This window comes from Rhodococcus sp. YL-1, assembly GCF_001942025.1.
Classification (GTDB): domain Bacteria; phylum Actinomycetota; class Actinomycetes; order Mycobacteriales; family Mycobacteriaceae; genus Rhodococcus_F; species Rhodococcus_F qingshengii.
In genome coordinates this window covers 262,418-285,544 of record NZ_CP017303.1, presented here as the reverse complement: position 1 = coordinate 285,544, position 23,127 = coordinate 262,418, and the positions used below count along the sequence as shown (strand labels likewise).

The 23,127-nt window shown below is 60.8% G+C and carries 22 protein-coding genes and 3 pseudogenes; 15 read left to right on the top strand and 10 right to left on the bottom strand.

Annotation, left to right across the window (positions count from 1 at the left end; genetic code table 11):
* Positions 1 to 294 precede the first annotated feature (294 nt).
* Both BH682_RS33550 and BH682_RS33545 read left to right on the top strand, forming a co-directional pair.
* A complete protein-coding gene (locus BH682_RS33550; RefSeq protein ID WP_075836449.1) occupies positions 295 to 660 on the top strand; it encodes a MerR family transcriptional regulator in 366 nt (121 codons plus the stop codon).
* Positions 661 to 792: 132 nt separating this feature from the next.
* Positions 793 to 996 carry a cold-shock protein gene (locus BH682_RS33545; RefSeq protein ID WP_075836297.1) on the top strand — a complete coding sequence of 68 codons (204 nt, stop codon included), beginning with the start codon at positions 793 to 795 and terminating at the stop codon, positions 994 to 996.
* Positions 997 to 1,324: 328 nt separating this feature from the next.
* Here BH682_RS33545 and BH682_RS33540 read toward each other — a convergent pair whose 3' ends face one another.
* From BH682_RS33540 to BH682_RS33525, 5 genes are all read right to left on the bottom strand, one after another.
* Entirely contained in the window at positions 1,325 to 2,194 is an 870-nt protein-coding gene (locus BH682_RS33540) for a zeta toxin family protein (protein ID WP_083954803.1), read from the bottom strand.
* Entirely contained in the window at positions 2,184 to 2,633 is a 450-nt protein-coding gene (locus BH682_RS33535; protein WP_075836447.1) for a hypothetical protein, read from the bottom strand. The genes BH682_RS33540 and BH682_RS33535 overlap by 11 nt, the downstream gene beginning before the upstream one ends.
* A gap of 336 nt (positions 2,634 to 2,969) precedes the next feature.
* Positions 2,970 to 3,137: a hypothetical protein gene (locus BH682_RS36545; RefSeq protein WP_190287638.1), complete on the bottom strand. Its 168-nt coding sequence runs from the start codon at positions 3,135 to 3,137 to the stop codon at positions 2,970 to 2,972.
* A 234-nt stretch (positions 3,138 to 3,371) separates the two neighbouring features.
* A complete protein-coding gene (locus BH682_RS33530; RefSeq protein ID WP_075836295.1) occupies positions 3,372 to 4,028 on the bottom strand; it encodes an RES family NAD+ phosphorylase in 657 nt (218 codons plus the stop codon).
* Positions 4,028 to 4,804, bottom strand: coding sequence for a hypothetical protein (locus BH682_RS33525; RefSeq protein ID WP_223304598.1), 777 nt, complete (start codon positions 4,802 to 4,804; stop codon positions 4,028 to 4,030). Before BH682_RS33525 ends, BH682_RS33530 begins: the two co-directional genes overlap by 1 nt.
* A gap of 613 nt (positions 4,805 to 5,417) precedes the next feature.
* Between BH682_RS33525 and BH682_RS33515 the strand changes: the two genes are divergently transcribed.
* The 5 genes and pseudogenes from BH682_RS33515 to BH682_RS33495 form a co-directional block, all read left to right on the top strand.
* Positions 5,418 to 7,415 carry a cutinase family protein gene (locus tag BH682_RS33515; RefSeq protein WP_083954801.1) on the top strand — a complete coding sequence of 666 codons (1,998 nt, stop codon included), beginning with the start codon at positions 5,418 to 5,420 and terminating at the stop codon, positions 7,413 to 7,415.
* A 349-nt stretch (positions 7,416 to 7,764) separates the two neighbouring features.
* Positions 7,765 to 8,598 carry a DUF5710 domain-containing protein gene (locus tag BH682_RS33510; protein ID WP_232354274.1) on the top strand — a complete coding sequence of 278 codons (834 nt, stop codon included), beginning with the start codon at positions 7,765 to 7,767 and terminating at the stop codon, positions 8,596 to 8,598.
* A 77-nt stretch (positions 8,599 to 8,675) separates the two neighbouring features.
* The gene (locus BH682_RS33505) at positions 8,676 to 9,959 is read left to right on the top strand and encodes an IS256 family transposase (protein ID WP_075832375.1); all 1,284 of its coding nucleotides are present in this window, start codon (positions 8,676 to 8,678) and stop codon (positions 9,957 to 9,959) included.
* A 407-nt stretch (positions 9,960 to 10,366) separates the two neighbouring features.
* Positions 10,367 to 10,654: a hypothetical protein gene (locus BH682_RS33500; RefSeq protein ID WP_054781240.1), complete on the top strand. Its 288-nt coding sequence runs from the start codon at positions 10,367 to 10,369 to the stop codon at positions 10,652 to 10,654.
* 460 nt (positions 10,655 to 11,114) lie between these two features.
* A pseudogene (locus tag BH682_RS33495) lies at positions 11,115 to 11,381 on the top strand (transposase); the annotation flags it as partial.
* 19 nt (positions 11,382 to 11,400) lie between these two features.
* Here BH682_RS33495 and BH682_RS33490 read toward each other — a convergent pair.
* Complete coding sequence (locus BH682_RS33490; RefSeq protein WP_075836287.1) at positions 11,401 to 12,462, bottom strand: IS110 family transposase; 1,062 nt, start codon at positions 12,460 to 12,462, stop codon at positions 11,401 to 11,403.
* Positions 12,463 to 12,689: 227 nt separating this feature from the next.
* Between BH682_RS33490 and BH682_RS33485 the strand changes: the two genes are divergently transcribed.
* Positions 12,690 to 13,532 (top strand): IS3 family transposase, encoded by an 843-nt coding sequence (locus tag BH682_RS33485; RefSeq protein WP_317629237.1) that lies wholly within the window; start codon positions 12,690 to 12,692, stop codon positions 13,530 to 13,532.
* Here BH682_RS33485 and BH682_RS33480 read toward each other — a convergent pair.
* Positions 13,520 to 14,536, bottom strand: a complete 1,017-nt coding sequence (locus tag BH682_RS33480) for a nucleotidyl transferase AbiEii/AbiGii toxin family protein (RefSeq protein WP_075836285.1) — start codon at positions 14,534 to 14,536, stop codon at positions 13,520 to 13,522. The genes BH682_RS33485 and BH682_RS33480 overlap by 13 nt on opposite strands.
* Positions 14,537 to 14,771: 235 nt before the next feature.
* Here BH682_RS33480 and BH682_RS33470 point away from each other — a divergent pair, with 235 nt between their 5' ends.
* Both BH682_RS33470 and BH682_RS33465 read left to right on the top strand, forming a co-directional pair.
* The gene (locus BH682_RS33470; RefSeq protein ID WP_125053637.1) at positions 14,772 to 15,470 is read left to right on the top strand and encodes an IS6 family transposase; all 699 of its coding nucleotides are present in this window, start codon (positions 14,772 to 14,774) and stop codon (positions 15,468 to 15,470) included.
* Positions 15,471 to 15,649: 179 nt separating this feature from the next.
* Positions 15,650 to 16,204, top strand: coding sequence for a hypothetical protein (locus tag BH682_RS33465; protein WP_075836281.1), 555 nt, complete (start codon positions 15,650 to 15,652; stop codon positions 16,202 to 16,204).
* A gap of 67 nt (positions 16,205 to 16,271) precedes the next feature.
* Here BH682_RS33465 and BH682_RS33460 read toward each other — a convergent pair whose 3' ends face one another.
* Complete coding sequence (locus BH682_RS33460) at positions 16,272 to 16,970, bottom strand: IS6 family transposase (protein ID WP_125053637.1); 699 nt, start codon at positions 16,968 to 16,970, stop codon at positions 16,272 to 16,274.
* A 56-nt stretch (positions 16,971 to 17,026) separates the two neighbouring features.
* On the opposite strand from BH682_RS33460, the pseudogene BH682_RS33455 reads away from it, so the two are divergent.
* The 4 genes and pseudogenes from BH682_RS33455 to BH682_RS33440 form a co-directional block, all read left to right on the top strand.
* Positions 17,027 to 17,296 (top strand): annotated as a pseudogene (locus tag BH682_RS33455) (ABC transporter permease); the annotation flags it as partial.
* A complete protein-coding gene (locus BH682_RS33450; RefSeq protein WP_075836277.1) occupies positions 17,293 to 18,321 on the top strand; it encodes a quinone oxidoreductase family protein in 1,029 nt (342 codons plus the stop codon). The pseudogene BH682_RS33455 and the gene BH682_RS33450, both read left to right, overlap by 4 nt.
* Positions 18,321 to 19,166 (top strand): alpha/beta fold hydrolase, encoded by an 846-nt coding sequence (locus BH682_RS33445; RefSeq protein ID WP_075836275.1) that lies wholly within the window; start codon positions 18,321 to 18,323, stop codon positions 19,164 to 19,166. Before BH682_RS33450 ends, BH682_RS33445 begins: the two co-directional genes overlap by 1 nt.
* 187 nt (positions 19,167 to 19,353) lie before the next feature.
* Positions 19,354 to 19,842, top strand: a pseudogene (locus BH682_RS33440) (IS6 family transposase); the annotation flags it as partial.
* Positions 19,843 to 20,400: 558 nt separating this feature from the next.
* Here the strand turns inward: BH682_RS33440 and BH682_RS33435 are convergent.
* Positions 20,401 to 21,099: an IS6 family transposase gene (locus tag BH682_RS33435; protein ID WP_143542577.1), complete on the bottom strand. Its 699-nt coding sequence runs from the start codon at positions 21,097 to 21,099 to the stop codon at positions 20,401 to 20,403.
* 60 nt (positions 21,100 to 21,159) lie between these two features.
* Between BH682_RS33435 and BH682_RS33430 the strand changes: the two genes are divergently transcribed.
* Positions 21,160 to 22,065: a bifunctional aminoglycoside phosphotransferase/ATP-binding protein gene (locus BH682_RS33430; protein WP_064444997.1), complete on the top strand. Its 906-nt coding sequence runs from the start codon at positions 21,160 to 21,162 to the stop codon at positions 22,063 to 22,065.
* A gap of 5 nt (positions 22,066 to 22,070) precedes the next feature.
* On the opposite strand, the gene BH682_RS33425 is transcribed toward BH682_RS33430, so the two are convergent.
* The gene (locus tag BH682_RS33425) at positions 22,071 to 23,102 is read right to left on the bottom strand and encodes an Acg family FMN-binding oxidoreductase (protein WP_064444996.1); all 1,032 of its coding nucleotides are present in this window, start codon (positions 23,100 to 23,102) and stop codon (positions 22,071 to 22,073) included.
* Between the last annotated feature and the right edge of the window lie 25 nt (positions 23,103 to 23,127).

The following is a 23,127-nucleotide window of genomic DNA, read 5'->3' as shown; positions in this document are numbered from 1 at the left end:
CGAATCAAGAAGTGCGGGAGAGATGAACTGCCCGCACGCAGTACCGCAGCCAGGGCCGTACCGAGACCGAAAAGTGTGTTGTTCGATAGGTATTCGGCTCGGAAGACCCTATATAGGCGGCTGCTGGACGTCCCCACGAGTGCGGCAGCTCGCGAGAGTGCAGATTGTGTAAGTGATTCCACCATCCGGTCCCCGGCGCACCCACCCCCCGTGGCGCCGGGGGCCCGATATTTCCCGTTCTTCGCCGTTTTTCACGCCTCGGGGGCCAGTCCAGCAAACGAAAGAGGACACCCCATCCAGGCAGAAACACCCGACAGCGCGAGCAATGCCCTGTCCGGCAAATTCGACGACGAAGATTACCCGGCGTACAGCATGGGCCAGGCCGCCGACATTCTCGGTGTGCGGCAAGCGTTCCTGCGCAGTCTCGACGCCGCAAAACTCCTCACCCCGCAACGCTCCGACGGCGGGCACCGCCGCTACTCCCGCTACCAACTCCGCATCGCCGCTCGCGCCCACGAACTCGTCGCCAGCGGTACCCCGCTGGAGTCGGCGTGCCGGATCATCATCCTCGAAGACCAGCTCGCCGAAGCCCGACGTATCAACGCCGAACTTCGACACACCCAGCAGCAGTCGAACGGACCTGGCGCCACGCCCGAATAACCCTGATCTCGAGCGTCGGCACCCTGCGTATTCGTACTCCGCGGTAAGTGTGACTCGTACGGCGTGGGAGGATAAGCACATCGAGATCGGGACTTCGATGTGAAACCCGGATCGATTTTGTAGGGAGTTTGTATGGCGCAGGGCATCGTGAAGTGGTTCAACGGCGAAAAGGGCTTTGGTTTCATCGCTCCCGACGACGGAACACCGGATGTGTTCGTTCACTTTTCTGAGATCTCCGGCAGCGGCTACAAGTCGCTCGAGGAGAACCAGCGTGTGGAGTTCGAGGTTGGCCAGGGCCAGAAGGGCCCCCAGGCCACCAATGTGCGCACAGTCTAGTTAAAGACCTAAAGAAGAGGGTCGTACCCGTACGGGTACGACCCTCTTCTTTGCATCGCGGCGGCCCTTCGGGCCATCAACGCGAACGTCGACACAGAACGACCACACCCGGTGTGGCCCGAGCATACGACGGTCGGCCCCTCCAAGACAAGGAAACGCGACATGACCGAGCCCACCCATCAACAACACCCGGCCGGGTCGCCGCCCTGGACAAGTCGGCCGTGACCTCGATCCCACAACCGAGAACCACTGCACTCCAATAAAATTGGCAACGATCACATAACCATCCCGTCGACACTTCGAGAACCGATATAGAGGGTGCTACCGCTCAGATAACGAAGGTGTGGGGGTAGACCACTCGCCCGTTCTCCTTCACCCATGTCTCATCGTCGCCGCCCCAGTTCTCGATCAGCAACTCCACGGTAGGAATGTCCGCGGCGAGCGGATCATCGAACGCCGCGCGAGCATTGCGGGCACAGACCGTCGAGACGGCGCCGCTGTAGAGAGCGTCGATGACGAATGCCGGGGTGAACCGTCCCCCGAAATCGTCGCCGCCCCGCAGAGCAGTTTCACGGCCCCGCCACCATCGACCGAGTGCACGCGCCTTCGTGATATCAACTGGCGCTTCGACATCGAGAATCGTCAGCTTCTGATAGTCCGCCTCCGCCAGCTCGGCAAGCAACCGTCGACCGAGACCCGGCCAGCTGAATGTTCCTTCCAGCACCACGTTTTCACCGATTCCGAGGCAACGCTCGGTGATAGCGTCGACGATAACCGTTGACTCCGTATGCACCAGCGTCGCGAGTTCGCGTGGCATCAACCGGTGACCGTCTGCCAGCACCTGGTCGAGGAGGTCGTCGTAGAACCCCTGATCGAGTGCATCGCGCAGGAGATAGTCTTTGACTCGGTCCGCGTCGACGACACGCCACCCCTGCCCGGCCAACTCCCGGCGTTCGATACTCGAACTCTTTCCCGCCGCCGGCGGCCCAGCCGTCGCGAGCGCCAAGAACTGTCGCCCCACGGCGACGTCGGTTTGCTCGGACAGGTACATCTCGACGATGTTCATGCGAGTTCTGCTGCGCGATAATGCATCCCGGGCGCGGGTCGAGGAGCGCGGACCGTTCTTGTCCAACGGTTGACCTGGGATGCACAGTGCTTCGAGTTGAGCTGCGACCGCCTCCAAAAGTTCAGAGTGCATTCGCCTGCGCACGCCCCTTCGCCGTGGCCTCGAACAGTGCGCGGCGATCATCGTCAGTGAGAAGCTCTCCTGCACGTTCGATCTGATCCCACGACCCACGCACATACGATTCACCGATCGGGTCATCGGGGGCGATGCGGCCGAACGTGTAGTCCCAGCTGCGGAGTTCGTTCATCATCTGTTCGTGGCTGATACGGCCGGCGGCATGTTCGAGCATCACCTCACGCGGACTCCGATCACGAGCGGCAGGATTGAGGCGCAGCTTCTTCAAGATCCGGCTCACCTCGGGTTGCGCGACACCGAGCATCACCGCGATCGTGCGTTGGGGGACGTTCTCGTCGGTTGCCTTGCCGACCGCGCGCAAAAGCTTGAGTTGCAGCAGTTCCTTCTCCGCCGGGATAGCCCGCAGGTCCCGCTCGATGCCGTAATCGATGGTCATCGCCATCTCCCTCCAACTGCAGTTATACCAAATAGTATCACCTTGGCGGCGCCTTGGCGGGTAATGCCCACCGCCCCGCACCCCACCGACTGACACCCCGGCGGTCCCACAGTTGACATCAGTTGCGACAACACCGCGCAGGCAAGCCGTTCACCCTTTCGATGAGCGGCAGATCCGGATCGACCGCGAGATCAGCCGGGGCGTGTCCCGGCAGGCAGTGACGGCGTCAGAGCAAAGGCCCTACCGACAACACCAACGCTGCCCCGGATCCGGGGCAGCGTTGGCCATTTTCACGGATGCGGCAGAACAGTACCGGCCGAGCATTGAACTGAGAGGTCAGCTGGCGATGAGGCGCCGCTCACCAGTGGTTTTGAGCTGAGCCAATCGCTCGATCTGGGGCTTCGACGCCCTCTTCAACTTCTTGTCGATGATCAACTTGGTCCGCGCTGCATTGATCTGCGCGTCAGAGACATGCACAGCGCCTTGTGGTATCGAGTCCGTCATGACTGATCCCCCAAGTCTTCACTGTCATTACCATCTTCAGCGCTATCAGAACACCGATGTTGGCGCGGCGCTCGTGTTCTCGTCCAGAGCCAGCTCCGCGACGTGCTGAAACCGTCGCCACCACTCTTCACGCTTAGCCTCTAGATCACGCTGAAGCTGACCCTATTCGAGAGTCTGTGTAGCCAGTTCACGAGGGCGACCGAATGCGCCGGGCAGTCGAACAACGTCACGCGCTCATGCTGAGGAGAGAATGGCGCTGTGATCGGCGACGACGCGTTCTACCAGATCGCGGCCTCTGCCCCGATCGAGCGACAGTGCAGCAAAGGACGAATCGACTGCAAGAGCCGGATGCGATGTGACGGCCGGATTTGTGGTCAGGACCCACGCGAGAGTGTCCTCGTTGTGTCGAGGGCGGTACGCGAGGCCACCGAGAGCAGGGTCGGCAGCATGGATCGCGTGCGCCCACTTGCGTGTGGTGACGTAATGTCGCGCTTCACATTTGGTCAACCACAAGTCCTGACCAACCGCAGACAGGTGAGGACCGTGCAGCGCCGCAACGGTAACGCTGCGGGTGAGTGTCAACGCCGTCAAGGTGCGGCCCGTCACCGCACTGGCAGGCACAATCCTCGCGGTAGTCGGGTCCAATGGCAGATCCCGGCAGATAGTTTCGGCGATCGCCCCGTCCGGGCTGTCAGCGATGTACAGGTAGGCGTACGCACCGTCGAGCGAATCGAATCGACCCCCGGAAAGCTCGTCCGGTTGAGCGGTGGGATTGGGTACCAACGCGCTGCGGCGGCTGCGGTGGACTCGCCACACCGTCGTGCCGGCAGCCAGTGTGCTGCGATGAGCCGGCCGGAACAGGCCCCCAGCCGGTGGTTCTATATCGGGCATCAGTCAGCGAGCACCGCGGAGGCAAGCCGTTCGAGCTTCCGATGGGCGGCAGGATCCGGATCTACCGCGAGATCAGCCGGGGTTTGCCCCTGCGGCAGTCGCGTGGACGGTGTCAGCCACCACGAGGCCACCCCCCACGGGTCAGCCCCCGCGCCAAGAAGCACGTTGACCGTGGCCACGACCTCACGCACCGACGCGGTGGCATCGTCGAACTGAAACTCCGGGTACCGGTAGCCGTTGCCGACAGGCAATGCGACGACCTTACCGGCGGTACGCAATCGCGACGCGACGGTGCGGTCCGATTCCGGCCGCCGCAAAACCGCTGCCACCTGACCTGCAGTCAGCATCGGATAATCGAGGACATGGCGACGCGCTCGGGTCTCGAGTTCGGCTTGTTCGACGGCATCGTCGACCAGGTCTGCGCCGATACGATTTGCCTGCGTGCGATCGGTCAATGTCGGTGCCATCGCCAGCAACGCAGTGACCTGGTTGCGGACGAGATGCATCTCGGGGCGCGCCGCGAGCTCCGAGGCGACGACGTCGATCAATTCCGGTGTCGAGAGATTCGACAAGCCACCACGCTCATCGTTCGCGACATCGATGCGGTCAGCTGCGCTCCCCCTATCGCGCTGCGTTGCAGCCAACCGGGACTCGTCGGCGAGGGCGGTACCGGTGCGATCCGTATGGCGGTACCTGGCAGTCGTCGCAACACGCTTGGCGCGGTGACCGGCAAGTTTGACGGCACGCGGATGTGGGACGATCTTCTTCGTAACCATGAGCACTCCCTGCTACGTATGCACCATCATAGTACTCTGTTACTTACGTAGCATCCACTGCTAGCTTCAACCACCTCGCCCTCCACCACCAGACCCCGCTCCCTCGATGCCGGCGGCAAGACGCCGCTCACCAGTGGTTTCGAGTTGAGCCAATCTCTCGACCCCCTCTTCAACCTCTTGTCAATGATCAACGTCGTCCGCGCTGCATTGATCCGCATTGATCCGCGCGTCAGTGACATGCGCAGCGCCTTGTGGTCTCGAGTCCGTCATGACCGATCCTCCGAGTCTTCGAGCGCAAGCATCACCCAATGCGAGCACTTCATCAACAATGACGCCCGCAGCGGCCAACTCATCCGAACCCGCAAGAGTGCCGATCACCATCGAACACCTATCAGCCCCCGCTCCATGACCGACGAGGTGCCGCTGAGGTACCGACCCATCCTCCCCAACACATTGGCCTGTCGTTCACCAGCCAACCGGCGAAGTTATCCACAGTGACTTTGTCGTCCGTACCCACCGCCGTCGACACTGAACGCACAATCATCCCGGCAGAAACGGACTCCACCTCATCTGCCGGGTGAAGCGTCGTCCATCCCGCAGATGAGGTACCCACATGTCGACCGCACCAACATCATTCGGCCGTCGACGTACCAGAAGGACCGGTTCCAATTGCCGCGCACTAGCGCTCGGGCTCGCCATATCCACTCTCGGAGCGGGAACCCTGGCGCTCACGGTTCCCACACTCGCATCGGCGACACCATCAGGGTGCAGCGATGTCCTCGCGGTGATGACCCCCGGAACGTGGGAAACGACGTCCGACGCCGATCCCCGCGTTCCCGTCGGAATGCTCGCAGCGGTGGGTAATTCTCTGAAGACGAAGTACGACAACAAAGTTGAGATTTTCTACACCCCGTACGCTGCTTCGGCGTTCGATCAGGGAAAGACTTACGGCGACAGCAAGACCACGGCCATCGACGCCATCAACGACAAAGTCAGCACTGTCGCCGCAAACTGTCCTCAGACGGAATTCATCTTCTCCGGTTACTCCCAAGGCGCGGATGCCACCGGAGACATCGCCTCCGCCGTCGGAAACGGCAAAGGCCCGATCAGCGCCGACAAGGTCCTCGCCGTCGGACTACTCGCGGACCCCGGCCGAGGAACTGAAGGTGAATCCGTCGTCGGCCCATCCGTCGCCGGGACCGGGATCGCAGACCCGCGCCCCCACGGAATGGGCACGCTCACCGGACGAGTCGCGACGATCTGTGACCCGCAAGACCTCTACTGCTCGATCGACAAAGGCCGCAACAGCATTCTCGGGGCGCTCGGAACCGTTCTGAGTAAGTCGCCCGGCGCCTCCACCGACTCCCCCGTCGTCGGCGGCGGCTCACGTCTCGCGACCGCCCTGACGTCCGATTTCTCCCATGCCGACCTGAGCGGCATCGGCGACGACGTTGCCGACCTGACAGCAGCGCTCAACCCTCCTGAAAGACAATCAATCAACGTCTCCAGCGTCGCCCACAGTGCGACATCGTTGCTGGGCACCTTGAGCCCGTTGGCGGAGCTTCTCACTTCCGCGGCTGCGAACCCAGCATCGACGAGCCGACTCGCCGCCGCCCCGGCAGGTACTTCGGAGAACGCGGCTAACCAAGTACTCGCAGACGCCCAGGCTTCGGATCTGTCGGGCGCGTTGTCAAGCGTAAACAGGATCGCGTCCGCTGCAACGCAATTGATCGACACAGGGAACACATCCCTGGCGACACGTTCACCGGAAGCTGGCACGCTCGCCGGCACCGCCGCGGCACTAAACAACCAGGTCGCACCCTTGGCCGCCACGCCACCGGATGTCCTCGGCCAGGCATCGAGCGTGCTGGCAGTTCTCAAGCCGCGGGTCGTGGTCGATCAAGTTCTCAACATCGCAACCGGTATCACCTCCATCAACTACCCCGCGATTCTGAATGATCTCGCGATGCTGCCGCAGAGAGTGGCCGCTCTCGACGTCGCCGGAGCCCACCAGATCGCAGGAGATCTCAACAACCAGTTCGCACCACTGGTGAAAATGGCCGCCGACGTCGACCTCACATGGATATCGCAGATCCTCTCCGCCATCCCGGACCCGACCGGCACCGCGCAAATCGCAGCCGTCGTCTGCGACCTTCTCTCCAGGGTCGACATCACCCGGATCGCCAACAACGTCGGACAGATCCAAGAAATCGCCTGGCAGCTCCTCGAAGGAAACCCGGCCGCACTCACCGGACTACTCCCAATCGGACTCGACCTCGCCTCCGCCGCAACAACAATGATCACCGGCAACCCAACACACACCGACACATCACTGGACAAAGACAGCACCCCAGACGTCTCGCCAACGCAGATCAACCACCAAACCCAGAACAACGACCTGAATGCCCTGACCAGCTCCCTGACCGCAATGGCCAGAACGCAAGACGCGGAAGACCTAACAGCCCTCGTCGGCCAAGGACTCAACGCCGCCACGTTCGTCGCCTCCGGCGCACACACCAACTACACACAACTCACCGTCGACAACACCGGCCGCAACGCAATCCAATGGCTCACCGACTGGTTCGCACTCCAAATCCAGTACACCACATAGCAATACACCCATGAGCATCGATCCCAGCAGTACTGACGAGAACCAGCCCTCACCAATTACAGCCCTGTTTTCGTGGTTACCTCTGTTAGGCCAACGACCCTTCAACTGGTGATGGCGCGGACTGGCCGCAGGTTTGTCCCGGTGCGAACATAGTTCCTTCCACGCTGCACGCGAGTTTCCCGGTTCCTGTTGACACAGCTCCGTCCCACCTTCGCTCGCCTCGCTGGTAGCGAACCTCAATTCCCAACCAACCGACACCGCCTTGCGGTGCCACACGATGGCCTCGCTTCGGACAGTCCCCGTCGACGGTCCCGGAACAGGCGATGTGAGATCGGTAGAGTCCTGCTCGTTGAGCAAGCTGAGGGGAGAAGCGAGAGTGGTTGATCGGATATGGCTGGATGTTCCGTACGTGGAAAAGGACTTAGCGAAAGCCGAAGGCGCGAAATGGGACCCGTCCGCAAAGCGCTGGTACGCACCCAAGGCTGCGATGGCAGGCCTGACACGATGGACTGCGACCCCCGACATTCCGGAGATCCTGCCGGGCGAAGACCGATCTCTCGGCCACGGGTTGTTCGTCGACCTCGTCCCTGACACCTGCTGGTTCACCAACGTCCGATTCTGTGTCGAACCCAAGGAATGGGAAAGACTGCGCCGCATGGTCACACGGCGGGCAGGAATGCAATGCGAAATATGCGGCTTCCCGGAAGACAAGCAGACGCAGCGATGGCTCGAGGTCCACGAGAGATGGCAATACGACTGGCCCACCAAGGTGCAACGGCTGGGTCGGCTCATCTGTGTCTGTACGCCCTGCCACCGAGTGACTCACTTCGGTCTCGCACAGATCAAAGGCAACGAAGAAGAAGCCCTGCAGCACTTCACGGCGGTGACCGGAATGACCCGGCCGCAGGCGCGGCGCCATATTGCCGCCGCGTTCGACGAGTGGAAGATCCGCTCACACGGGGTATGGACTCTCGATCTCAGCATCCTCACCGACATCGGAGTTGAGGTCCGTCGACCTCCGAGCGCCACTGATCGACAGATCATCGGACACGGCCTGCCCAGCTCGATACAGGCCCAGCGACCACGAGAAGTTGTTCCTCCGACTGGTGCCATTCATATGAACGATGCATCTACTCCGTTGAGGTGGCGGGATCGGATCGCTGCCTGGTGGCGAGCGCTCTGAGACGACCTCACCTCTCCGTCATCTGATGGAGGGGACTGTAAGAACAACGGTGTAACTCTGAAAGGAGATACGCCACTATGACTGACGTGATTGAACGTGAGACAGAGACGAACTCGGCTCAGCCGGGTATCAGCGATGCGCGGCTCAAAGAGCTGGTCGAGCAGGCGCGAGCCGAAGGGCTGCAGTTGACCGGAGATGGTGGATTGCTGTCGAAGCTGACCAAGCTAGTCGTGGAGTCCGCGCTCGAAGGCGAGATGGACGACCACCTCGGATACGGCAAGAGCGACCCGGCAGGCAGGGGCAGCGGCAACTCCCGCAACGGCAGACGAGCCAAGAACGTGTTGACCGAGGCCGGCCCGGTCGAACTCGAGGTGCCCCGTGACCGGGATTCCTCCTTCGAGCCGAAGATCGTGGCCAAGCGGCAGCGTCGGCTCTCAGGCGTGGAGGACATGGTGATCTCATTGTCGGCCAAGGGTTTGACGACCGGTGAGATCGCTGCACACCTGGCCGAGGTGTACGGAGCTGATGTGTCCAAGCAGACGATCTCGACGATCACCGAGCGGGTGATGGAAGGCATGGCCGAGTGGCAGAACCGGCCGTTGGATCCTGTGTACCCGGTGTTGTTCATCGACTGCATCCACGTCAAGATCCGCGAGGGCAACGTCGCTAACCGGCCGATCTACGTCGCGATGGGGGTGACTGTCGACGGCACCCGCGACATCCTCGGATTGTGGGTCGGTGAGCACGGCGACGGGGAGGGAGCGAAGTACTGGCTTCGGGTGTTGTCCGAGCTGAAAAACCGTGGTGTGCAGGATGTTCTGATCGTCGTGTGCGATGGTCTCAAGCATCTACCCGACTCGATCGAGCAAGTGTGGCCACAGACCATCGTGCAGACTTGTGTGGTCCATCTTCTCCGTAACACCTACGCCTATGCCTCCCGCAAGGACTGGTCCGAGATCGCCAAGGACCTCAAACCCGTCTACACGGCTCCGTCGGAGCAGGCCGCGCTCGACCGATTCGCAGAGTTCAGTGACAAATGGGAGAAACGCTATCCCGCGATCATCAGGCTCTGGACTAACGCCTGGGCTGAGTTCGTGCCGTTCCTACAATTCGACAACGCCATCCGGCAGGTCATTTACACGACCAACGCCATCGAGAGTGTCAACGCTCGAATCCGCAGGGCTGTCAAGGCCCGTGGACACTTTCCGACCGAGGCCGCGGCCTTGAAATGCGTGTATCTGGCCATCATGAGCCTCGATCCCAAAGGCACCGCCCGCAGGCGCTGGTCCAACCGATGGAAGGCAGCACTGAATGCCTTCGAGATAACGTTCGACGGACGGCTGTCTGCCGGACGAAAGTAGTTAGAAACCAATCAATTACACCGTTTTCTGGACAGACCCTGATGGAGAGGTGAGGTCGGCATCGAAGCCGGCATGTGTGGTGAGTTCACGGACACGCCCACTACTGGGTTCCACCCTCGGCCTTCGGTGCGTTCGACGATGACGATCGCTACGGGGCGCGCTCGGCCTAGTTTCTGCTGGTGAATGAGATTCAGGCCGCCACGTGTGACCGACCTGCAAGCGTTCTTGCAGGTCAGGACTTTAGCTTTCGCTGCGGTCTGGTCAGTGTGGCGACCTGGTGCTCGTCGCGATTTCGATGGTATCCGAAGGTTCCGACATGTTTGAGGCTGCCAGTTTTGGGCGGCGCTCGGCCTGATGCGGCAAAATGATGTGGACGTTGTTGTCGAGGGTGTGATGCGGGGGCTTTTGTGGGCAAAGATTATTACAGTACATCGGATTTGGTTGCGCTGGGTTATGTGAGCGAGCGTTTAACTTCGATGTTCGGGGAGCCGGATTCCGTTGATGGGGAGTCTCATTGGGATGTGGAGACCGTCTTCGCGGTCGAACGTGATGTCTTGGCTCCTGCTGCACGGGTGATGTTTGATGCGTTTGCTCCGGAGTGGAATACCCGGTTGAGTATGCAGGCCGCAAATCTGTCGTTGGGGTGGCCTCAGATGGAGCAGATGCTTTCGCGGGTGATGTTGAGGGATTCGTGACGGTGCGTGAGATTCAAGATTTCCTCCGCCCTGCGGTTCAGTTCATAGCTATGAAGATTTGATCGTCGAGCTGTGTGTAGCGCGCTTTCATAGTCTGCGCTGATTTAACTTCGAGTCTGACTGCCAGCGTGCATGTTTCGCCTGCGAGTCGGGAAGTGCGATCAGTCGCATTCAGTGTCGTTCGCGCCCACCTGATGACGGCCGTGAGTGACATGCTGGTATGAAACTCTCATGGTCCCATCGACTCAATCGCGCAAATTGCGCCGATGAAACAGATCAATCTCTGGTCTTGCAGCTGTTTTCAGGTCCGATCGGAAATGTTCACGTCAAGTAAGCTGCGATGCTCTTCTACTCGATCGAGCACCACATCGAACGAGGGCGCTGGCATGACCCCCGTGAAGTGACCCGCAAGTTATGAGAATCCTTCCGCCCTGATCAAGGGCATGAAAGGCTTCATCTCATGGCTGGACGCAAACGGCACACACCCGAACAGATCATCCGCAAACTGCGCCACGGCGACGAACTCGCCGCCACAGGCGCCGACGTCGAGGAAATCGCCCGACAACTCGACGTCTCGGTGCCGACGCTCTACAACTGGCGCAAGCAGTACGGCGGTATGAAAGCCGACGACGCCAAAGAGTTCAAGGAACTCAAGAACGAGAACGCCCTGCTCAAGAAGCTCCTCGCCGAAGCCGAGCTCGAAAAGGCTGCCCTCAAGGAGATTGCTCGGGACGCTCCTATAGACGTCAAGTGGTCAGCCCCTGATAATCCGCTCGTAGTGCGCTGAACACTTCCCGGGCGAGGTAGCGTTTCTGGCACCGGATGATCTCGGGCATCGATTTGCCCTCTGACGTGCGACGTTTCGCGTATTCGCGAGCGGTGTCGCGGTACCTGAGGCGAACGACGACCGCAGTGTGCAGCGCCTGGTTGGCGCGCCTGTCACCACCGCGATGAAGCCGATGCCGGTTCGTCTTCCCCGACGAGGCCGGTATCGGTGCCACCCCGCACAGGTGAGCGAACGAGGCTTCGCTTCGGAGGCGCTCAGGATTGTCGCCCACAGTGATCAACAGGGCAGCCGCGGTGTCCGGTCCGAGCCCGAAGACCCCGGCCGTGCGTGGTGCGGAATCGTTGATCAGTTGTGTCAGTTGCTTTTTCAGATCACGTGCTTCCTTGCGGAGTTCGCCGACGCGACGTGCCAGGGACCGTAATGCGACCATCGTCGCCTCGGCGGGGTCTGCGAGATCGGCGAGGTTGGGGGTGAGCGCCGCGCATGCGTCGAGCAATTTTCCCTGCGAGTGTCCTCGTAGTTGGGTGCGAAGTTGTTCGGGTGCGGTGACGATCATCGACCGGAGGGCGTTGATCGCGGCGGTAGCCGCTTTCACTGCACTGTTTCGTGCGATGCGGAGTGCTCGAATGGATTCGATCACGCCAGTGCCGTATTTGGGTTCGGAAAGTTGGTGGCGGGCGAGGACGGTGCGGGCTGCAGCTTCGGCGTCGATGGGATCGCTTTTGCCGTGATCGTGCCGCAGGCGGCGGTTGGGGCGGGGAACCTCGACTACCGCGGTATCAATGTTGCGGAGGTGTCGGGCGAGGCCGGCGCCGTAGGAGCTAGTGCCTTCGATTCCGACGGCGATGACGTGTCCGAGGTTGTTCATCCACTCAGCAAGTTCGTCGTATCCCGTTCGAGTTGTGGGGAATTGGCGGTCTTCGATGAAGACGCCGTGTTCTGTGACGATTGCCGCGTGGTGGGTGTCGGCGTGAGTATCAACTCCGCAGTAAATGTTCGGGTTTGTCGGCGTTGTGTTCACGTGCGCTGCCTTCCGCTCGAGTGGCGCGTGCGAGGTTCGGACAGGCCAGTAACGGGCCGGCGTGGCGGCAGGCTCCTATGAGGTCACAAACATCGCGTACTCCACATTCGGTGCTGGTAGCCCACCAACGGATAGGTCGACGGGTCCTTAGAAAGGCACACTTGGTGGCCAGGAAAATTCCGGGTCAGGCCTCCCCGCCGGTGGGTTGATTTAATTATTACTGGAAAATTCTGAGCCCGACCGCCAAACGAAACGCCGTGATGATGCTCCAGGAAACAATGGGGCTCTCGCAGCGTTTCGCCTGCAGAATCGTCGGGCAACCGCGATCGACCCAACGGAAAGAGCCTGCGAGAAACACCCCGGACGATCCGGATGCCGATCTGCGGAAGTGGTTGCGGGACTGGGCCAAAGTCAACCAGCGAAAAGGGTTCCGGCGGGCATGGGCGGACTTGCGTGCCGCGGGCTGGGTGATTAACAAGAAGAAGGTTCAGCGACTCTGGCGCGAGGAAGGACTGCGGGTGAACGTCCGCAAGATACGTAAACGGGCCGGCGCCTCGACTACTCCGATCACCGAGGCAGATGCACCGAAGGTTGTGTGGGCGATCGACTTTCAGTTCGACTCGACCACCGAGGGCCGGAAGTTCAAGATCGCGTCGATGGTCGACGAACACACCCGCCAGTCCGTACTGAACATTGTCGAGCGATCCATCCCGGCAGAGGACCTCGTCGCAGCGTTGAAGAAGGCGTTCGCGCTCTGGGGCGGCCCACCGCAGGTCCTGCGGTGCGACAACGGGCCCGAGTTCATCTCCGAGGCGCTGAGGACGTTCTGCGAGGATCAGGTCGGTATCGGCTACGTTCCACCTGGTCAGCCGTGGAAAAACGGCTACATCGAGTCCTTCAACAACCGTGTCCGTGACGAATGCCTGAACATGAACGAATTCCACAGCCTCCTCGAAGCTCGGGTGGTCATCGAGGACTGGAAGGAGGACTACAACAACCGGCACCGTCATTCATCGCTGGCGTATCGAACTCCAAATGAGTACGCTGCCAGCTGTATTCACACGCATTGATTCTCTGATAGCGAGTGGCTCACCAAATGGGGTCCTGCCAGCGCGTCCACGCCGTAGTAGAGGCCCCGCATCGCTTTCTCATGCTCCACCCGCAGCACCCCCGAATGTCTCCACTCGCGTGAAAAAATTTCCGATGCAGCAAATCCACCCACCGGGGGTTCCTCATCCGGCAAAGGATAGGCCTGCGAGACGACGATGCAGTCACGAACGATCGCACGAGCGGTCTCCTTGTCGGACAACAACTCGCGCACGGTGCGATCACCGAGCAACGCCCACACGTCGTAGAGTTGCCGTCCGATCCTCGACCACCCATCGGCCTGTCCCCTACCGCTGCGGGTTCGTGCCACGAAGTTGTTCATACGCAACAATTTTTCGATCAATGTTCGGCCCGGATGCAACATTCGCACCTCAAAACTTGCCAGATCCGGGTACGCCGCGATCGGCACACCCGCAGCCTCGAGTTCACGTCCGAGCAGACTGGTCACCGGCATCATTTGTGTCGGTGTCGGTCCCCCGGCCTGACCGAGCTCGAGCATGATGCGGGTCGGGTCCGCGATCCCCATTACGTCCAACTCTGGAGCGAGAGGCACTTCGATATACACCTTGCGCCAGAAGCTGTCGTCGGTGCCCTCGGCCCCTTTCTCTCCTCCGGAACCGTTGTCAGGTTTGAGCGCGACCGCACCGGGAATTGCGTCGGCTGCAGCCTCACACATGCGTTTCAATGCTCGTTCGGTCGCCCGTTTGTTGCCGTACCGGCCGGTGACCAACAGGTCGAGGTCCTCGGAAAAACGTTGCACGAGACGCATTTTCTCCAGGCTGGTGCCGCCCTTGAAGACGAGGTCATCGGCGGCATGCGCAACAACAGCGCGCAGTGCCTCACACACCCAGTAGTCCTTGGCGACCGCCAACTCCGAAATGTTCAGCTTCGATGCTGCCGCAGCTACTGTCTGGGAAAAAATCGACTCATTTTCGTTCCGCCACAACATGACCGGGCGCGAACTCACTTCTCGTGCTCGAAATCGAGGGCACGCGAAGCGGTCCGTTTGTCTGCCGGCGGGATCCGCGCCGACAACCGATCCCGCCCACAACTCGTCAACATCGCCCGCAACCGAGCACGGGTGACGCCCGGCTCCGTGACCGCAGCGGCCGCCAACTTGTCCGGACGTACCGACTCGGATCCGAGGGCACTGTCACGTTGTTGAACCCAGCAAGCTGGGAGAATGAGGCGTGAGCACCGCAATGCCGTCGTACAAAGGTCACCGCCACCCGGTCGAGATCATCAACCACTGCGTGTGGTTGTACTTCCGGTTCCCGCTCAGCTTCCGTGATGTCGAGGAGATGATGCTCGAACGCGGTGTCGTGGTCAGCTATGAGACGATCCGGCGGTGGTGCGCCAAGTTCGGGCAGGCCTATGCCAACCAGTTGCGCCGCCGACGCCCACAACCCGGTGACACATGGCACCTCGATGAGGTCTTCATCCGGATCAATGGCCGGCAACATTATCTGTGGCGCGCGGTCGACCAGCACGGCAACGTGCTCGATGTGCTGGTTCAGTCACGCCGAAATAGCAACGCCGCCAAGCGATTCTTCCGTAAGCTGCTCAAGGGCTTGCGCTATCTGCCGCGGGTGATCGTCACCGACAAACTCGGCAGCTACCAGGTCGCCCACCGCGAGATACTGGCCTCGGTCGAGCATCGCCGGTCGAAGTATTTGAACAACCGGGCCGAGAATTCTCATCAGCCGACCCGACAGCGGGAGCGGGCGATGAAACGGTTCACCTCGCCCGGGCACGCGCAACGATTCCTGTCCGCTTTCTCGGGTATCTCACCGCATTTCCGGTCCGGCCGACACAGACTCTCGGCGTCCGAATGGCGTGCTGAGATGGCCGACCGGTTCGCGGTCTGGCAGGAAGTCACCGCGACCGATGTTGCCGCCTGAAAGTGAACGGCCCAGCGGTGCCCTGTAATAGCCTGAACCAAACATGCTTCGCCGCTTAACTTTTCGATTAACGTGACAGTGCCGTCCGAAGGCCCTTCTCGGGAGCTTCTCGTGTCACATTGTTGAGCTTGATCTGCAAGTTCGCCTATAATAGGGGATTGTCGGAGGTGGGATGGGTGATGGCTGCAGCAGCGGTGGAATCTCGGGTTCCGCAGCGCCAGGTGAGACCGGGTTCTGCGCGCGCTCGAGTGTTGGGCTCGGCGGAACGGTTTTGGCACCATGACGAACTCCCCGGAGCGTCGAAGACAATCAGCAATGTGCTCTCCGAGCTTGTCCGTGAGGGTGAATTGATTCCGGTGCGGCGCGGCGTGTACTGGCGTGGGGTGAAGACGCCGTTGGGTATGAGTCCGCCGCCGGACTCTGCTGTGGTGGCCGAATTGGTGGGCGATATGAAGGGTGTCGGTCCTGCGGGGCTGTCGGCGGCGAGCGCGTTGCGGTTGTCGACCCAGGTTCCCAGGTTCCGGCAAATCGCGGTGCCCGGTAGGGCGCCAGTGGGAACGTCGACGGTGAAATTTTTGACGCGTTCGGCGCGGCCGGGTCGTGTCAAGGCGGATCTGACGGGTCTCGAGGTGGCTTTTTTGGAAGTGCTCGGTGATCTGTCGGTCAGTGAACTCAGTGCGCAGTTGTCGTGGAACCGGTTGCTCGAGGTGCTCGGATCGGCACTGTCACGTTAATCGAAAAGTTAAGCGGCGAAGCATGTTTGGTTCAGGCTATTACAGGGCACCGCTGGGCCGTTCACTTTCAGGCGGCAACATCGGTCGCGGTGACTTCCTGCCAGACCGCGAACCGGTCGGCCATCTCAGCACGCCATTCGGACGCCGAGAGTCTGTGTCGGCCGGACCGGAAATGCGGTGAGATACCCGAGAAAGCGGACAGGAATCGTTGCGCGTGCCCGGGCGAGGTGAACCGTTTCATCGCCCGCTCCCGCTGTCGGGTCGGCTGATGAGAATTCTCGGCCCGGTTGTTCAAATACTTCGACCGGCGATGCTCGACCGAGGCCAGTATCTCGCGGTGGGCGACCTGGTAGCTGCCGAGTTTGTCGGTGACGATCACCCGCGGCAGATAGCGCAAGCCCTTGAGCAGCTTACGGAAGAATCGCTTGGCGGCGTTGCTATTTCGGCGTGACTGAACCAGCACATCGAGCACGTTGCCGTGCTGGTCGACCGCGCGCCACAGATAATGTTGCCGGCCATTGATCCGGATGAAGACCTCATCGAGGTGCCATGTGTCACCGGGTTGTGGGCGTCGGCGGCGCAACTGGTTGGCATAGGCCTGCCCGAACTTGGCGCACCACCGCCGGATCGTCTCATAGCTGACCACGACACCGCGTTCGAGCATCATCTCCTCGACATCACGGAAGCTGAGCGGGAACCGGAAGTACAACCACACGCAGTGGTTGATGATCTCGACCGGGTGGCGGTGACCTTTGTACGACGGCATTGCGGTGCTCACGCCTCATTCTCCCAGCTTGCTGGGTTCAACAACGTGACAGTGCCCTCACGACGATCATCTTGCCGTCCGTGATTCCGCATATCGTGGTAGGTGCACGACTTGCGATGGGTAACTCGTTTCTCACTATTGTGTCGGCAGAAATTGTTGCGGCGCAGGTAGGTTTGGGCTCCCTGATTTGGACCGCCCGCAACTACGGACAGACCGAATGGGTCTTCGTCGGCATCATCACCTTGGGACTACTCGGATTGATCATCGACAGCGCTATTCGTTGGATCAGCCGGACACTCCTGTCTCGGTTCGAGGTACCGGCATGACGTATCCAGCGTCCCACAAAGCGGAGGTCGACTTCGATCAGTGCGTCCTGGCGACCGATTCCGGGACAATCGTCTCCAGATTCGAACCGGACACTGTCGTAACCGCAGATTGCACCGTCGTCGCAATGAAGTTCGCCGCGGTCACCCACCTCGATTTGTCGGTTCTCGCCGGCCGGATCCCCGGCCAGCTGACCACACCGTTCGTCCCGGGAACCGAGGGAGTCGGTCGCATCGTGTCCTCTCCGCACCATGCTGCCGGTACACGAGTGGTCGTGCGCGGCTGCGGGGTCGGAGTCGGCCGGCCCGGCCTGTGGTCCACACACGTCGCTGTCCCACATGATGCGGTACATCCCTGCCCGGACCGCCTTCCCGACACTGCCGCAGCCGCAGCGCTCGCACCGGCTTCCACAGCATATGCAGCTGTCGTCGACATCGCGGAAGTCCAAGCGGGACAGAAAGTTGCAGTCACCGGGACGGGAGGCGTCGTGGGTGATATGTGCGCCAACCTCGCGGCAGCACGCGGCGCAACGGTCATCGAGGTACACGTCAAAGGACGAGCCCGCAGGGTTCGCTCGACATCGCCTGCCGCTCCACACATCGCGGCTGATCGTGAAGTCCTCGAAGTCGACCTCCGCTCCGATGGACCAGTTGCGCTACCGAACGATGTCGACGTCGTCATCGACACAGTGGGAGGCCAGCTGGCCGGGGTACTGATCCCAATGTTGCGCCTTGGTGGGCGTCTTGTCGTACTCGGTTACACAGCTGGGAACCACACCACGGTGAATCTCTTCGACCTCATCACCGGAAATCGTCGAATCCTGCCGGTCAACATGCAAGGACGACAACCGTCCCCGGATCGAGTGGCGGATGCTCTCCACGCGGTCGGCACCGGAGTTCTCCCACTCGAAACAACGACATATCCGATGGACCGCATCGCGGACGCAGTCGCACACGTCGAACGCGGAACCGCAGGTCGGCGCGTCGTCTTGGACCTACAGAAGCACTGGATGACCGGGGGAATCTGATGGCACGCATCAAACGCGGTTTCGCAGCGACTCGTATGGGGACGATTCACTACGCCGAGTACGGCTCAGGTCCGGTAGTTCTCCTACTGCATCAAACACCTCGATCATGGGACGAGTACCGAGAAGTCCTACCACTACTCGGAGCCCATCGACGGGCCATTGCTATCGACACCATAGGCTTCGGGGACTCCGACCCCACTCCGATCGACTCCATCGAATGCTACGCAGAAGGTGTGGAAGCATTCATCGAATGGCTCGGGGTACCCAGCGTCGACATCGTCGGCCACCACACCGGAGGCGTGATCGCCGTCGAAGTTGCAGCCTGCAACCCGAATTCCGTTCGATCGATAGTACTTTCGGCGACACCATTCTGCGATCAAGAATCCCGAGATTCCTGGATCAACGCCTCCCCCATCGACGGATTCGAAACCAGCGATGACGGTAGCCACCTGCTGAAGATCTGGAGCAGACGCCAGAATATCTACCCCGAAAACCGCAACGACCTCGTCCAACGCGCGCTGATCGACATAGTGAAAAGCGGCGACCGCGCCGAAGTCGGGCACGACGCTGTGCACAACTACCGGATGGAAAACGTCGTACACCACATCGCCGCGCCCGTCCTCCTTATCTGCGGAACGAACGATCCTGCGGCCTTCCCCCATCTGGAAGCGTGGAGGAAAGCACTACCCAGTTCGCACATTGTCGAAATACAAGGCGGGAAAATCCCACTCGTGGAACAATTTCCGGAGTTGTTCAGCAGCCTGGTTGACACATTCCTACGCACTAGCACCAACCAACCCACAACTAGATCCAATCGTGTGCTCCGGCGCCGTGAACCAGTGTAGGCGGTATGGATTTTCCAGAACTAAGACTCGATACATCGATCCAATATCTGACGAACGCAGTTGTCGACACGAAACACCTGATATGTAGAGAAATTTATCAAGAGACGGGCGGAAGCGGCACCCAGGACTGAACTGACCCCCGGGAGTCGGAACTGATTTCTCAGTCCAAACTCCCGGGGGTCAGTTCATCCGCACGTGGTGCGCGAATTTCGGACCCGAATATGCGCGTGGCCTGCGCCGCCGCGCTCCCGAACCTGGCGACACATGGTTTACCGGCGAGGTGGTCGTCAAGATCGGCGGCATCCGGAAGTACCTGTGGCGGGCGGTCGATCAGGACGGCTATGTCCTCGACGTCCTGATTCAGTCACGACGCAACGCGAAGGCGGTGAAACGCTTCTTCGGCAAACTGATGCGCAAGAAGGCCCGGGCGCCGAGGGCTCTGGCCTGCGACACGCTCGCCAGTTACGTTGTGGCGCATCGGGAGTTTATGCAATCGGTCGAACACCGGCGCTCGAAGTACCTCAACAACCGGGCCGAGAACTCGCACCAACCCACCAGACAGCAAGAACGGGCAAGCAAGTTCTTCCGCTCACCGGTTGCGGCGCAACGGTTCCTGGCGGTGTTCAGCGCCGTCTCGCCGCACTTCCGACCAGGCCGACACAAGCTCGCGTGTGCCGTACGAGCGTTCCCCCCGTCGGCAAGTTCCATCGCCGCGGCAGCGACGTCGTCGCGACTGTGCGCCGGCGCCGTCGCCGTCGCCGTCGCCGGCCAACTCTCGGTGTGGGGAGGAAAGCATTTGACTTCAGCAAGTGTTTGGACACGGTCACGATGTGCGGGTCGATTGCCATCGGCGGCATCCCCGTGTGAGCGCGAGTCGTCGCGTCATGACCCGAACATGGCCCACTGATGAACGCCTCCGAGCGTGGGGAGATGCTCATAGTCGCGGTCGAGGCTGCGACAGCGCACCAGCCACGACAGCATCCGCTAGATCAAAGAGCGGCGCAGCAGGATCGAGCGCGGACTCAAAGACTGGGAGAGCCCGATCATGCAGCAACACAGGCCCACACCGTATTCGTGGCACAGGACGAACACCCGAAATGCTTTGGCATTCACCCGAAATAGATGAAGCAGAAACTTGACAACACCGCGAAGGCACTGTCACGTTAATTGAAGAAATAGCGGTGCAATTGGTTTGGAGCACGTAGCGATGTAACCCCTTTGGGGTGTTTACATTTCAGGACGTAACCCCGGTCGCGGCGACGTCCCGCCAGACCGCGAATCGGTCGGCCATCTCGGTACGCCACTCGGCCGCGGTCAGTCGGTGCCGGCAGGGCCGAAAATGCGGTGAAATGCCTGAGAAAGCTGAGAGGAAGCGTTGCGCGTGCGTGACCGATGTGAAGCGTTTCATCGCCCGCTCCCGCTGTCGGGTCGGCTGATGGGAATTCTCGGCCCGGTTGTTCAGATACTTCGATCGGCGATGCTCGACAGAGGCCAGCATCTCGTGGTGGGCGACCTGGTAGCTGGCGAGTTTGTCGGTGATGATCACCCGCGGCATATATTGCAAGCCCTTGAGCAGCTTGCGGAAGAACCGTTTGGCCACCAACGCGTTTCGGCGGGATTGGACCAGCACGTCGAGAACGTTGCCGTGCTGGTCGACCGCACGCCACAGGTAGTGCTGGGTACCGTTGATGCGGATGAACACCTCGTCGAGGTGCCATTTGTCACCGGGCCGTGGGCGCCGCCGGCGCAACTGCTTGGCGTAGGCCTGCCCGAACTTGGCGCACCACCGCCGGATCGTCTCGTAACTCACCACGACACCGCGTTCGAGCATGAGTTCCTCGACTTCACGGAAGCTGAGCGGGAACCGGAAGTACAACCACACGCAGTGGTTGATGATCTCGACTGGGTACCGGTGGCCTTTGTACGACGGCATTGCAGTGCTCACCCCACCGATTCTCCCAGTTTGCCGACTTCAACAACGTGACAGTGCCTCGTGGACGGCCACGGAGACCTACTCGCGGATGACATTTTCGTGCTTCCCGACGGACCCAAAATTCTGGACTGCCTGGACTTCGACGATCAACTCAGGTGTGTCGACATTCTCGACGACAGCTGTTTCCTCGCCATGGACTTGGAATTCCTCGGCCATGAGGATCTCGCGCGAAGGTTTCTCGCATCCATGGTGACGAAATCGAGTGATCAGCCGCCGATCTCGCTGATCGATCACTACATCGCCTACCGTGCGATCGTACGCGCCAAGGTCGACGTTTTGCGTCTGCAGCAAGGAAATTCGGACAGTTTGGCAGGGCTCGAACGCCACCTGATTCTTGGTGAGAACCACCTGCGCAGCGCACAGGTCAGACTGTGCCTGGTGGGCGGCTTCCCTGGGACCGGTAAGTCGACGCTTTCTGCTGCACTTGGTGAACACACCGGCGCTACCGTCATATCCAGCGACCGAGTACGGCGCGAACTCGTCAGCTCCGGTGCACTCGGCGGCTCCGCCGACACCTATCGGTCCGGGCTGTATTCACCCGATTCGGTTCACACTGTGTACAGCGAGATGCTCCGGCGGGCCCACCATCGTCTCTCGATGGGTGAATCGGTCGTACTCGACGCAACGTGGGCACGATCTCGACACCGCAGGGAGGCCGAATCATTATGCACAGCAACATCATCAACACTGATCAGTTTGTCGACCAGCGCTCCGCTGCCCGTCGCAGTACAACGAATAGCCATGCGAGCCGACACGCTGTCCGACGCCACCGCGGCAACGGCAGTCGCTATCGCGCAAGAACACGACCCATGGCCGGAAGCGATATCGATCGATACCGACACATCCATCGACGCCAGCGCCGCGTCGGCGCTGGATGCCTGGAAAAATTCAATCAACGTGGGTTAGTAGTATCATTTCGAAACGGTCAATACTTCGTCTAGTGGACGACGGCCGGTCTCCTCTGGGCGATGTTCGCCGACTCCGACTTCGGACGTCCCTGCATCGTGTGCAGTGGCGGACGGATTTCTCTGCACCCCCACACGAATCATGACCTGGGGATACTGAAGCGTCTCGCCCGATCTCGAGGCAACATCTCGAACAATTTCCCGGCTCGAATCCACTTCTGTCAGATGCGTCAGAGGACAGGTGGCAAGGTGCGATGCAGTGGCGTGCAGCAGCAGCGAGGACATCGCCTGACCCACGTTCAGCCAGTCCATCGGCAGATCTGCAACCGAACTGAGCAACATCAAAGCTGCATCGTCTCCGACTCCGTATCCGATTCTCAAATGCCCGGATGGAAACCCTCGCGCGGACGCAGATTCGTGAACCGACAGCGCATCCGGTAGCACACCTCGCGGCAATCCGTCTGCTGTCGGAGTCGGGCGGATCCAGCTCTCCAGTTCGTTCCAGTACGCCGGATCGCTATGGTGCTGCTCTGCTGAAAGAGTTGCCGCGCGATCAAGCATTCCCGCGAATCGCTTTGACAAGCTGATCGCCGAGACGCCGAACACCGAGGCGTGCTGGGCAAGGTTGACCAGGGAGCCGAGGGGAGGTGCATCGAATGGCCGGCGGTCGGACCTTCGGCGCTCCAGAGATGCGAAGAGTGCTGCCTCGGAACTCATCGCGCGTGGGCGCCCTCTGAACGTGATCACCGCGAGCAGATCGGGTTGCCCTCGGTCGGGAAAATTTGCCACGATCGGCTCGATGAGATTGTGTTCCAAGGTCACTCGCAAATGATGTAATGCAGCACCGCAACTGATGATCAACTGCCTCCCCGCGGGATCCTCCACCGGGATCGAGCGCAGCCGATCGACACGTAGTTCAAGTGTGCCGCGCTGCAATCTCCACGACCACGGCTGGACATTGTGAACGGACGGTGCGGTGCAGGCCCAACGGACAGCATTGGTGATTGTCTCGGCATCCGCGCTCGCGTAGTGCACCATGGTCGATCACTCTCGTCGAAGTGGT

What these genes read in the sequence shown, in the direction of transcription:
- BH682_RS33545 (WP_075836297.1), top strand. Translation starts at nt 793, where the DNA reads ATGGCGCAGGGCATCGTGAAGTGGTTCAACGGCGAAAAGGGCTTTGGT.
- BH682_RS33540 (WP_083954803.1), bottom strand. Translation starts at nt 2,194, where the DNA reads ATGCACTCTGAACTTTTGGAGGCGGTCGCAGCTCAACTCGAAGCACTG.
- BH682_RS33535 (WP_075836447.1), bottom strand. Translation starts at nt 2,633, where the DNA reads ATGACCATCGATTACGGCATCGAGCGGGACCTGCGGGCTATCCCGGCG.
- BH682_RS36545 (WP_190287638.1), bottom strand. Translation starts at nt 3,137, where the DNA reads ATGACGGACTCGATACCACAAGGCGCTGTGCATGTCTCTGACGCGCAG.
- BH682_RS33530 (WP_075836295.1), bottom strand. Translation starts at nt 4,028, where the DNA reads ATGCCCGATATAGAACCACCGGCTGGGGGCCTGTTCCGGCCGGCTCAT.
- BH682_RS33525 (WP_223304598.1), bottom strand. Translation starts at nt 4,804, where the DNA reads ATGGTTACGAAGAAGATCGTCCCACATCCGCGTGCCGTCAAACTTGCC.
- BH682_RS33515 (WP_083954801.1), top strand. Translation starts at nt 5,418, where the DNA reads ATGTCGACCGCACCAACATCATTCGGCCGTCGACGTACCAGAAGGACC.
- BH682_RS33505 (WP_075832375.1), top strand. Translation starts at nt 8,676, where the DNA reads ATGACTGACGTGATTGAACGTGAGACAGAGACGAACTCGGCTCAGCCG.
- BH682_RS33470 (WP_125053637.1), top strand. Translation starts at nt 14,772, where the DNA reads ATGCCGTCGTACAAAGGTCACCGCCACCCGGTCGAGATCATCAACCAC.
- BH682_RS33465 (WP_075836281.1), top strand. Translation starts at nt 15,650, where the DNA reads ATGGCTGCAGCAGCGGTGGAATCTCGGGTTCCGCAGCGCCAGGTGAGA.
- BH682_RS33460 (WP_125053637.1), bottom strand. Translation starts at nt 16,970, where the DNA reads ATGCCGTCGTACAAAGGTCACCGCCACCCGGTCGAGATCATCAACCAC.
- BH682_RS33450 (WP_075836277.1), top strand. Translation starts at nt 17,293, where the DNA reads ATGACGTATCCAGCGTCCCACAAAGCGGAGGTCGACTTCGATCAGTGC.
- BH682_RS33445 (WP_075836275.1), top strand. Translation starts at nt 18,321, where the DNA reads ATGGCACGCATCAAACGCGGTTTCGCAGCGACTCGTATGGGGACGATT.
- BH682_RS33435 (WP_143542577.1), bottom strand. Translation starts at nt 21,099, where the DNA reads ATGCCGTCGTACAAAGGCCACCGGTACCCAGTCGAGATCATCAACCAC.
- BH682_RS33425 (WP_064444996.1), bottom strand. Translation starts at nt 23,102, where the DNA reads ATGGTGCACTACGCGAGCGCGGATGCCGAGACAATCACCAATGCTGTC.